This is a genomic window from Bacteroidota bacterium (assembly GCA_030706565.1).
Lineage (GTDB): Bacteria > Bacteroidota > Bacteroidia > Bacteroidales > JAUZOH01 > JAUZOH01.
Genome location: JAUZOH010000095.1, coordinates 1 through 12041, shown reverse-complemented (window position 1 = coordinate 12041; position 12041 = coordinate 1). Strand labels below are relative to the sequence as shown.

At 40.3% G+C, this 12041-nt stretch carries 8 protein-coding genes; 6 read left to right on the top strand and 2 right to left on the bottom strand.

Annotated elements, in window-relative coordinates:
• From Q8907_06915 to Q8907_06900, 4 genes are all read left to right on the top strand, one after another.
• Positions 1-207, top strand: a 207-nt coding sequence (locus Q8907_06915; GenBank protein MDP4273992.1) for a formyltransferase family protein, incomplete at its 5' end; no start/stop codon positions are given.
• Positions 208-269: 62 nt separating this feature from the next.
• Positions 270-866 carry an imidazole glycerol phosphate synthase subunit HisH gene (hisH, locus tag Q8907_06910; protein ID MDP4273991.1) on the top strand — a complete coding sequence of 199 codons (597 nt, stop codon included), beginning with the start codon at positions 270-272 and terminating at the stop codon, positions 864-866.
• The gene (gene hisA, locus Q8907_06905; protein ID MDP4273990.1) at positions 863-1585 is read left to right on the top strand and encodes a 1-(5-phosphoribosyl)-5-[(5-phosphoribosylamino)methylideneamino]imidazole-4-carboxamide isomerase; all 723 of its coding nucleotides are present in this window, start codon (positions 863-865) and stop codon (positions 1583-1585) included. Before hisH ends, hisA begins: the two co-directional genes overlap by 4 nt.
• A 136-nt stretch (positions 1586-1721) precedes the next feature.
• Positions 1722-3872, top strand: a complete 2151-nt coding sequence (locus tag Q8907_06900) for a glycoside hydrolase family 3 C-terminal domain-containing protein (protein MDP4273989.1) — start codon at positions 1722-1724, stop codon at positions 3870-3872.
• Between the two features lie 66 nt (positions 3873-3938).
• Here Q8907_06900 and Q8907_06895 read toward each other — a convergent pair whose 3' ends face one another.
• Positions 3939-6476, bottom strand: coding sequence for an ATP-dependent Clp protease ATP-binding subunit (locus Q8907_06895; protein ID MDP4273988.1), 2538 nt, complete (start codon positions 6474-6476; stop codon positions 3939-3941).
• A gap of 212 nt (positions 6477-6688) precedes the next feature.
• On the opposite strand from Q8907_06895, the gene gyrA reads away from it, so the two are divergent.
• Both gyrA and Q8907_06885 read left to right on the top strand, forming a co-directional pair.
• On the top strand, positions 6689-9205 hold the full coding sequence (gene gyrA / locus Q8907_06890; protein ID MDP4273987.1) for a DNA gyrase subunit A: 2517 nt from the start codon (positions 6689-6691) through the stop codon (positions 9203-9205).
• A 137-nt stretch (positions 9206-9342) separates the two neighbouring features.
• Positions 9343-10638: a tetratricopeptide repeat protein gene (locus Q8907_06885; GenBank protein ID MDP4273986.1), complete on the top strand. Its 1296-nt coding sequence runs from the start codon at positions 9343-9345 to the stop codon at positions 10636-10638.
• A gap of 166 nt (positions 10639-10804) precedes the next feature.
• Here Q8907_06885 and Q8907_06880 read toward each other — a convergent pair whose 3' ends face one another.
• The gene (locus Q8907_06880) at positions 10805-11986 is read right to left on the bottom strand and encodes an iron-containing alcohol dehydrogenase (GenBank protein MDP4273985.1); all 1182 of its coding nucleotides are present in this window, start codon (positions 11984-11986) and stop codon (positions 10805-10807) included.
• Positions 11987-12041 lie beyond the last annotated feature (55 nt).

Here is a 12041-nt window from a genome sequence, read left to right as displayed (position 1 = left end):
GGGGCCACCAGCCACTATGTTACTACCGAACTGGATGCGGGACCTATTATCGAACAGGATGTAACCCGTGTCAGCCATAAGGATTCTGTGGATACGTTTATCCGCAAAGGAAGGGATTTGGAAAAGATCGTTCTTTCGCGTGCCGTTTATGCCCATATCCAGCACAGAATCCTGGTTTATAACAACCGTACCGTAGTGTTCAGTTGAAAATAATTATTTTGCAGACATCATAACAGACTGTCTGCCAGGTTTAAATATTAATAACAACCATGAATCTTGTCATTATCAAGTACAACGCCGGAAATATCATGTCTGTTGATTTTGCACTTCAACGCCTTGGGGTGAATCCGCTGATCACCGATGATGAAGAAGCCATCAGGCGTGCCGATAAGGTGATCTTTCCGGGTGTAGGTGAAGCTTCGACCACCATGCAATATCTTCAGGAACATAAGCTGGATACTTTGATCAGAAGCCTGAAACAGCCTGTTTTGGGAATTTGCCTGGGGCTGCAGTTGATGTGTTCCTTTTCAGAGGAAGGAGATACGGACTGTCTGGGTATTTTCGGCGAAAAGGTTAAAAAATTTGTAAATCCCGAAGGTCCGGATAAACTGAAAATCCCGCACATGGGTTGGAACAGTATTAAAAACATGAAAGGCAAATTATTTAAGGGTATTCCTGAAAATTCTTATGTTTATTTCGTTCATAGTTTCTATGCGGCTTTGGGTGAAGGCACTTCAGCAGTTTGCGACTATATTCACCCCTTCAGCGCTGCACTGGAAAAAAATAATTTCTTTGCTACCCAGTTTCACCCGGAAAAAAGCGGAGTGGTGGGTTCTCAAATCCTTAAAAACTTTATTGAATTATGATTCGCATTGTACCTGCTATTGATATTATCGGAGGAAAATGTGTGCGTCTTCAGAAAGGTGATTATGCGCAAAAAAAAGTGTATAATGAAAATCCTTTGGAGGTTGCAAAAATGTACGAAGATGCAGGAATCAAATATCTTCACCTGGTTGATCTGGATGGGGCCAAAGAAAAGCATGTGGTCAACCTTCAGGTTTTGAAAGAAATAACCTCTAAAACGAATCTTTTGGTTGATTTCGGGGGGGGAATTAAGTCGGATAACGACATGCAGCTGGTTCTGGACAATGGAGCCAATCAGGTGACTGTAGGAAGCGTTGCCGTTTCTGATCCTGCTTTATTCGAAAAATGGATTGCAAAATTTGGAAGCGATAAAATTATCCTGGGGGCTGATGTTTCAAATGGGAAGATTGCTATCAGCGGCTGGCAGAATGTGACAACTATCGATTTAAGCGATTTCCTGAATACATACCAGTCAAAGGGAGTTAAATATGTTTTATGTACCGACATCAGTAAAGATGGTATGCTGCAGGGAACTTCCCTGGATTTATATCATAAGTTAAGGATAAATTTTCCATTTCTTCATATATTTGCCAGCGGTGGGATTACCTATATCTCTGAAATAGAAAGGCTGGATAAGATTGGGATTTTTGGGGTGATTATTGGTAAATCCCTTTACGAAGGGAATATACAGTTGGCCGATCTGAAACGTTTCTATCAGTAAATAAGATTCTTACAGGTTATTTAAGATAAAAGTTTTTCGAAAGGGGATTATATCTTCTTCCCTGTCAATATTTTTTCATTTTTGTAATTACTTAACAATTAATCATTATTTACTAATTTTCTAAAACCTGATGCTTATGATCATAAAAAAACTTATTTTTTCCGGTATTTTATTCTCAATTCCATTAATGAATTTTGCCCAGAACAAATCTCAAATTTATCTTAATCCCAAGCAACCGCTTGAAAAAAGGGTTGAGAATGCCCTTTCGTTGATGACCCTTGAAGAAAAAGTCGCCTTGTGCCATGCCAATTCCAAGTTTACCATTCCTGGTGTACCCCGGCTGCACATACCAGAACTTACAATGTCTGACGGGCCTCATGGAGTGAGGGAAGATTTAAAAAGAGATAGTTGGGAACCCAAGGGTGAGACCTACGATTCATGCACCTATTTACCTGTTGGTATTGCCCTTGCAGCAACATGGAACCCTGATCTGGCCCGTTTATACGGCAGGACATTGGGCTCAGAGGCCAGGGCAAGGGGAAAAGATGTAATTCTCGGACCGGCAATTAATATTCAACGTACTCCTTTATGTGGAAGAAATTTCGAGTATATGGGAGAGGATCCTTATCTTACCTCAATTATGGTTGTCCCTTATATTCAGGGTGTACAATCGCAGGGAGTTTCAGCTTGTGTAAAACATTATTTTGCAAATAATCAGGAATATAAAAGAGGATCGATTGATGTTGAGATGGACAATCGTACCATGTACGAAATTTATCTTCCTGGTTTCAAGGCAGCTGTTGAAAAAGGACATGTGCTGTGTGTCATGAGTTCTTATAATAAATTTCGCGGGCAACATTGCAGTGAAAATGACCTGATGCTCAATAAAATCCTTAAGGGGGAATTTGGATTTAAAGGTGCTGTGATGTCTGATTGGGATGCAGTTCATAACACCCTTGAGGCTGCCAACAATGGCGAGGATTTTGAGATGGGAACCAATGCAAAGTCTTACGACGACTATTACCTGGCTACACCTTTTCTTAATGCCATCAAAGCCGGCCAGGTAAGTGAAAAAGTTTTGAATGATAAGGTCCGCCGTATTTTGAGGGTGATTTTTTCAACTCAACTGTCGTATAACAGGCCTAAAGGAGAATTCAGTACACCCCAAAACCAGGCTGCTTCTTTAAAAATTGCCAAAGAAGCTGTTGTGCTTTTAAAGAACGAACAAAATATACTTCCTTTAAACCGCGAAAAGATTAAAACCGTTACGGTCATCGGTGAAAATGCTGCCAGAAAACTTGCCTACGGAGGCGGAAGCTCAGGTTTGAAAACCAAGTTCGAAATAACTCCTTTTGAAGGTCTCAGGGAGAAAGTCGGTAAAAATATCGTCCTGAATTATGCCAAGGGTTACAGTTCTAAAGCTTCAGAAGATAACCGTAAGCTGATTCAGGAGGCAGTTGAATATGCGAAGAGATCGGATGTGGCATTGATTTTTTGCGGACTTAACCATAACGGGAAAATGGATAGTGAAGGATCTGACCGCACTGACCTGAAAATGCCCTATAGCCAGAATGATTTGATCAATGCGGTGGCTGAAGTTAACCCCCATACCATAGTCGTTTTAATTAGCGGGGGAGCTCTTGATATGGAATCATGGATCAATAAAGTTCCGGCTGTACTTCAGGGTTGGTATGACGGAATGCAGGAAGGCAGGGCTTTTGCTGATATACTTTTTGGTGATGTCAATCCTTCCGGAAAACTTCCCTGTACATTTCCTAAAAGGCTTGAAGATTCTCCGGCTCATGCAATGGGGAATTACCCGGGTAAAGATACCGTTAAATACGAGGAAGGAGTTATGGTGGGTTACCGTTATTTTGATACCCGGAATATTCAGCCCCGTTTCTGCTTTGGCCACGGATTGTCCTATACAAACTTTACGTACAGCGATTTAAAGGTTACCCCGGTTGTAAATCATTCAGGAAAGGTTACTGTCAGCATGAAGTTGAAAAATACCGGGAAATATGCCGGTGCTGAAGTCGTTCAGCTCTATCTGAACCAGGAGAAATCTTCAGTGGTAAGGCCGGATAAGGAACTGAAAGGATTTGAGAAAATTTTTCTTAATCCCGGTGAAGAAAAATCCATTACTTTTTCTTTGAATAGCAAAGACCTGTCTTTTTATGACAACAACCAGAATAAGTGGATTGCAGAACCAGGGAAATTTAAAGTTTTAATTGGAAGTTCTTCCCGTGACATCCGACTGAACGGTGAGTTTGATTTAAAAAATTGATGTTCAATTCAATACAACAAAAAATCCCGCCTTTGGGCGGGATTTTTTGTTGTATATATTTCTGCTTTAATTCTGCTGTTGTGTAGATTGTGATTCAATGATCACTTCAGGTTTGATGCTGATCACAATCTCATCTTTCTCCTTGTCATAATTCACAAGAATGGTATCACCTGGCCTAATGGTGGCTTTAATAATTACTTCAGCCATCGGGTCTTCCAGGTATTTTTGTATAGCCCGTTTCAGAGGCCTTGCTCCAAATTGTACATCATATCCTTTTTCTGTGATATAATCTTTGGCTGCCGGTTCAAGTTCTATCTTGTAACCCAATTGGAATACCCTGTCGTATAAACCTTTCAATTCAATATCAATAATCTTGTGAATATCATCACGGGTTAACGAATTAAACATGATGACATCATCTATCCGGTTGAGAAATTCCGGAGCAAAAGCTTTTTTTAGGGCGTTTTGAACAATACTTTTGGCATATTCATTACCCGATGTTTCATTAGACCTGGTCTGGAATCCAATGCCCTGTCCAAACTCCCTTAATTGACGGGTTCCAATGTTGGAGGTCATGATGATCACCGTATTCTTGAAGTCAATTTTTCGGCCCAGACTATCTGTCAATTGGCCTTCATCCAAAACCTGGAGCAATAAATGGAAGACATCAGGATGGGCTTTTTCAATTTCATCGAGCAGGACAACCGAATAGGGTTTACGTCTGACTTTTTCAGTAAGCTGTCCGCCTTCTTCATAACCGATATATCCCGGAGGAGCTCCCACTAAACGGGATATGGAGAACTTCTCCATATATTCGCTCATGTCGATCCGGATCAGATTGTCATAAGTGTCAAATAAATATTGGGCAAGAATCTTTGCCAGTTGTGTCTTTCCAACTCCTGTCGGCCCCAAGAAAATGAACGATCCAATTGGTTTATTGGGATCCTTAAGTCCGGCACGGTTACGTTGTATGGCTTTTACAATTTTATCCACAGCATCATCCTGACCGATAACTTTCTTTTTAAGCTCATCAGACATTTTCAACAAACGGGTTCCTTCAGCCTGTGCAATACGCTGGACAGGTACACCGGTCATCATGGCCACAACTTCGGCAACTTTTTCTTCGTCAACGGTTTCCCTGTTTTTGGCTAAATCTTTTTCCCACTTTTGTTTTTCAGTTTCCAGGGCTTCAAGGTAATTTTTTTCTTTATCCCTGAAATTGGCCGCACTTTCAAAGTTTTGATTTTTTACGGCTTTGATTTTTTCCTGTTTGGTTTCTTCAATCAGTTTTTCCAGACTGACGATACGTTCCGGAACGATAATGTTGGAAATGTGCACCCGGGAACCTGCTTCGTCAAGGGCATCAATGGCTTTATCCGGCAGATGCCTGTCGGTGATGTAACGGGCCGTAAGTTTGACGCAGGCGTTTATTGCTTCAGGTGTGTAATAAACATTATGATGGTCTTCATATCTTCCTTTAATGTTATTCAGGATAGTAATGGTTTCATCAACCGTGGTGGGTTCCACCATCACCTTCTGAAAACGGCGTTCCAGGGCACCATCTTTTTCAATCTGTTGCCTGTACTCGTCTAAAGTGGTCGCTCCAATGCACTGGATCTCACCACGGGCCAAGGCAGGTTTCAGCATGTTTGCAGCATCCAGGGAACCGGTAGCTCCCCCTGCACCAACAATGGTATGGATTTCATCAATAAAAAGAATGACATTCTGGGTTTTTGCCAGTTCATTTAATATGGCCTTCATCCTTTCTTCAAACTGTCCGCGGTATTTTGTTCCGGCCACGATAGAAGCAATATCAAGGGCAACCACGCGCTTGTCAAATAGTACCCGTGATACTTTTCGTTGAATGATCCGTAAGGCCAAACCTTCAACAATGGCTGATTTACCGACTCCCGGTTCTCCAATCAAAATCGGGTTGTTCTTTTTACGACGGCTGAGAATCTGCGCCAGACGTTCAATTTCCCTTTCACGGCCAACAATAGGATCCAGGCGGTTTTCTTCGGCTGCTTTTGTTAAATCGCTGCCAAAATTATCCAATACCGGAGTATCCGAACTTTTAGTACCCTGAGAAACATTGCTTTTCCCTCCAAATGGACTGTGCGGTTCATCCTCATCCTCGTCTTCCCCATGAAATTCGGCCTTATCTTCGGGAATGTTTTCTTTCATCTCACCCAGGACAGTATTATAATCTATATTAATTTCTTTTAACACTTGGGTAACCAGGCTATTTTCATCCTTTAATATAGCCAACAGCAGATGGCCGGTATCAATGGTCTCATCTTTCAATGACCTGGCCTCTAAGTAGATAAGTTTTAAAACTTTTTCAGCAGGTTTTAGCAAAGGAAGATTTTCTGTTTCCGGTATTTTGATTATGTTGTCACCTTTGATTGTATCCTCAATAGAACGTTTTAAATCGAACAGATCGGCACCCAACGAAACCAGAATATCCACAGCAACTCCTTCACCATCTCTTAGAATACCTAAAAACAGGTGTTCGGTTCCTATATAAGGGTTTCCTAAACGTACAGCTTCTTCTTTGCTATACGATAACACATCTTTGACTCTTTGTGAAAATTTTGCATCCATAATTTAGTCTTGCTTAGTGAAAACAAGATAGTAACATTTTGGCAAATATAGCAATAATATTTATATCATAAATTAGCTGATACAGATTATGGTCAGTGAATATTAATTCAAAAAAAATACAAGGATATTCCATAAAAAATGTCTATTTTAGTACTCGTTTTTATCAAAAAATATTCAGTAAAATATTGAGTATCAAAGAAATAAATCAAAATATGGCAGAAGGAGAAAAAATAATAAAAATTAACATTGAGGAAGAGATGAAATCGGCCTACATTGATTATTCAATGTCGGTTATTGTTTCAAGAGCGTTACCTGATGTGCGGGATGGATTGAAGCCTGTACACCGGAGGGTTTTATTCGGGATGTACGAATTGGGGAATTTGTCGAACAGGCCGACAAAAAAGTCGGCCAGGATAGTGGGAGAGGTTCTGGGTAAATTCCATCCTCATGGCGATAGTTCTGTATACTATGCCATGGTCCGTATGGCTCAGGAATGGATGATGCGTTACTGCCTGGTTGACGGGCAGGGTAATTTCGGTTCGGTTGATGGGGATAGTCCTGCTGCTATGCGTTATACTGAAGCCCGCCTGACCAAAATTGCCGAGGAAACGCTGGCAGATATCGATAAAAATACGGTTAATTTTCAGAATAATTTCGATGATACCTTACAGGAACCTACTGTTTTGCCGACACGTATTCCTTTGTTGCTGGTAAATGGTACTTCGGGTATTGCTGTGGGGATGGCTACCAATATGCCTCCGCACAATCTTTCTGAAACCTGCGATGCCATTATTGCATTTATTGATAAGCCTGAAATTACCATTGATGAATTGATGCATTATATCAAAGCTCCTGATTTTCCCACTGGTGGTATTATTTATGGCTATCAGGGAGTAAGGGAAGCTTTTGAAACCGGACGCGGAAAAATCATTATCCGTTCAAAGTGTGAAGTTGAAACAACTCCCAGTGGTCGTGGAAAGATTGTCGTCACTGAAATCCCTTACATGGTCAACAAGGCAGAGCTGATCAAATCTATTGCCGATATGATCAATGAAAAAACCATGGAAGGCATTGCATATATCAACGACGAGTCCGACCGTGAAGGAATGCGCATTGTGATCATATTGAAAAAGGAAGCCGTAGCCAATGTTGTTCTCAACAACCTTTATAAACATACCCAACTTCAAACTTCCTTTAATGTTAATAATGTTGCCCTGGTCAATGGGAAACCTAAGACATTAAATGTTATCCAGCTGATCGACAATTTTGTAAAACACCGCCAGAATGTTATTATCCGCAGGACGCAATTTGACTTGGAGCAGGCAGAAAAGAAAGCGCATATTCTCCTGGGATTGTTGATTGCCCTTGATCATCTGGATGAAGTAATTGCTTTGATTCGCGCTTCCCAAACTCCGGATGAAGCTCAAAGCGGTTTGATGAACAATTTCCAGCTTACCGAAATTCAGGCAAAGGCAATTCTGGATATGCGTCTGCAAAGGCTGGTAGGATTGGAAAGACAGAAGATCAAGGAGGAATACGACGAATTGGTTAAATTGATTGCCCATCTGAAAGAAATACTGGCTGACGAATCTTTGCGCATGCAGATCATCAAAGACGAACTTCGCGAAATCAAAGAAAAATATGGTGATGAACGAAAGACGGAAATTATTCGCAGTGCCGAAGAATTTATCCCTGAAGATTTTTATGCCGATGATGAGATGGTCATTACCATATCTCATTTGGGTTATATCAAACGTACACCTTCCACGGAATTTAAAACACAGAACCGCGGAGGGAAAGGAATGAAGGGGAGTGCATCGCGTGATGAAGATTTCATTGAGAGTATGTTCTCTGCCACCATGCATAATACTATGCTTTTCTTCACCGAGAAAGGCAAGTGCTTCTGGCTGAAAGTTTACGATATACCAGAAGGTTCGCGTGCATCGAAAGGACGTGCTATTCAGAATATTATCAATATTGAGCAGGATGATACCATTAAAGCATTTGTTAATGTGAAGAGCCTGGAAAATGAAGAATATATCAATAACAACTTCATTGTTCTTTGTACACAGCATGGGATCATTAAAAAGACTTCGCTGGAGGCTTATTCGCATACAAGGCAAAAAGGCATTAACGCCATAAATGTCAGGGAAGGGGATACCCTGCTGGAAGCAAAACTTACCAACGGGAAAAATAATATTATTTTGGCGATCCGGTCCGGTAAAGCACTTCGTTTCCCTGAAGAAAAAGTAAGGCCGATGGGACGTACAGCCTCAGGGGTTAAAGGTATTTCCTTTGACACCGGAAACGATCAGGTGATCGGCATGGTTTGTATTGAAAGCGAAAACCAGGATGTCCTGGTCGTTTCTGAAAATGGATATGGAAAACGTTCTAAAGTGGGGGATTACCGAATCACCAATCGTGGCGGGAAAGGCGTCAAGACCCTCAATATAACCGACAAGACCGGTAATCTGATTGCCATAAAGTCTGTGACCGACGATGATGACCTGATGATTATCAATAAATCCGGACTGGCAATTCGGGTGGCCGTCAAGGACCTGCGTGTTTCCGGACGTGCCACACAGGGAGTACGGCTCATCAACTTAAGGGGAAATGATTCTATAGCTGCTGTATCTCTGGTTCAGGCCGGCGAGGAAGAAAATGAAGGCGGGGAAGAAGGCGTTGATCCGGTGGAAGGTGAGAACATAGATTCTTCAGAAAATATTTAACATTCTAAGAGGATAAATGAATAGAGATAAAAAATAGAGATAAAAATTTGATTTACAGAAATTTTATCCCCGGGATTTATTTTGATATTTCAAAGTAATAGTAATAAATTTGTAAACTAATTTAAATTTTATAAAACATGAAAAAAATACTTACGGGCATATTGTTTTTTAGCAGTTTTTTATGTGCCATGGGCCAACAATTTACCTCTCCGGATGCTTTAGATTATTCTTCACTGGAGAAAAAATACAATAAAAGTAATGAGGCCATGCAAAATCCTAAGCAAAATGTCAAAGTTAAAACCTGGATTGAAAGAGCTGATTTACTTCAGAAAATTGGAGAAGTAAATGTTCAATATTTACGTTTTGGGATGTCCAGCAGTGAGCTCAAACTCTTATTTAAGGATCCCCAGGAGATTAAACATGATACAACCGGTAAGGAAATTTATGTATATCCCCGTGTCAATGTGATTTTTGAAAATAAAGCTTTAAAATCCTGGAAAGTAACTAAAAATATAGTTGAAGATCCGTTGCAGCAGTCATTTGATACTTATAAGAAAGCAATGGATATGGATAAAGAAGGAAAAGAAACCAAGAAATTTTCAGAGAATTTAAAGAAACTGAAATCACAGTTTGAAAACGACGGTATTTCGGAATTCAATCAGGATAACTATGACCAGGCCATGAAGGATTTTGAAAATGTTTTGGAAATCGGTCATTTACCAATATTTAAGACTTTCACCGATACTTCACTTCTTTATAATGCCGGACTTGCTGCTTATTCTGCAAAAAATTATGAAAAAGCCCTTCAATATTATTCTCAGGCAAAGGATTACAAGTATGGGGGTGCCAATACTTATATTTATCTGAAAAATGCTTACCTCTGCCTTCATGATACCGCAAAGGCTTTATCGATTTTAAAGGATGGTTTCCAGGCTTATCCCGGCAATAATGCCATTCTTATTGAAATGATCAATTTTTACCTGGTTAGCGGAGAATCGCAACAGGCATTGGATTACCTGAAATTGGCCAAAGAAAAGGATCCTAAGAACCAGTCATTCTATTTTGCTGAAGGTACACTTTATGAAAAACTGAAAGAACCCGCTAAAGCTGAAGAATCCTATAAACAGGCAATTGAGGTAAAACCCGATTATTTTGATGCTTATTATAATCTGGGTGCTTTGCATTACAATCAGGCTGTTGAAATATTCAAAGCTGCCGGTGATATTCCTTTGAGTGAAACTGCAAAATACAATGCACAAGTTGAAAAAGCCAACAGTTGCTTAAAAGATGCTTTACCATTTATGGAGAAAGCACATGAGATTAATCCTAAGGATATAAATACCATCCAGACCTTGCAGACCTTATATGCAAAACTTCAAAATTTCGATAAGATGAAAGAAATGAAGGCACTTCTGGATAATTTAAAGAAATAATCCATACAGGGAGGAGGTTTTTATCTTCTCCCTTATTTTTAAATATGCTATTTAACATAATATAAATTATAGGACAATTGTATTATTGTATTTTGCTAGAGACGCGATTAATCGAGTCTTTACAATATCGTGTCTTAGCAAAATACATTGAGTCTCTACACAATTATTACATTCTGGCATGTAAAATGTCTAAAAGATCTTTAGGATTCAAATCAACCGGATTATTTTTAATTGCTGTGGCCGATGCGATTTTTTCCAATTCCTCTGTAGTTAATTTAAGATCACTCAATCGCGGCAGTTTTAATTTTTCAGTCCATTGTTCGAGCATGGAAACAAATTCTTCAGCATAAAAATCATCATTTACTTTTTCAGTTTCAGCATCCAAAAATATTCTGCCCAGATGGGCATATTTGTATATGACCGGCGACTTAATCCTGCTGTCCTTTAGTTTGTTCAAATTTTTCCTGTTAGCTGATGCCATCAAAGTTCCGCAAATGATTCCATGCGGAATAGCAGCCTTCCCTCCCATTGCCGAGGCAAATCCATGGACCACGCCAAGTCCGGCGTTGGCAAGGGTGATCCCGCTTAGTAATGCCGAGTACGACATGTGGGTTCGTGCTTCCAGATTTTTGCCGTTTTCAACTACTTGTAATAATCCCTTTTTAATGGACCGTATTCCTTCAAGTGCCAGGCAATCCGTCAGATTTGTTGATTTAACGGAGAGATAGGATTCTACCAATTGGGTAAAAGCATCCATTCCGGAGGCTGCTGTTATGCCTGCCGGGCACGAAAGAGTAAGTACTGGGTCTACTAAGGAAAGGTTGGGGATAAAATTGTCGTGACGCAAAGAGCGCTTATAACCATTTTCCCCCGGTTCACTAAGAACAGCATTTTTTGTAGCTTCACTGCCCGTTCCTGAAGTAGTGGGTACAGCGATAAAGGGTATTTTTGTGCCCTTGTGTTTTTTACTTCCCTCGAAACCTTCCAGATAATCGATCACCGAGCCGGCTGTCAGGATCATGGCCGAAATTGCCTTGCCGGCATCAAGTACGCTGCCTCCGCCTATTGCAACCACTACCGAGGGATGTATGGTACGGCATTCAGTGGTTAGTTCGTCTATTAATTGAGGGGATGGTTCATGGGAAATAGTCGCATGATCATAATGTACATTCATTTTTTTTAGCTCTTTGGTAAGATATTCCCAGTGAGCAGAACCCACAAATGATGCAGAACCTGTAAGTAAAATGACCCTGCGGCCAAATCCTGAAATATATCCGGGAAGATTTTTAAATTTCCCTGCTCCAAACACGATTTTTTGCGGCATGGAAAAAACAAATGAAGAATTCATAGTTTAATGTAGATTTTAATACATAATAAAAAGGGAAAATAGCTCCTGGAGGCTT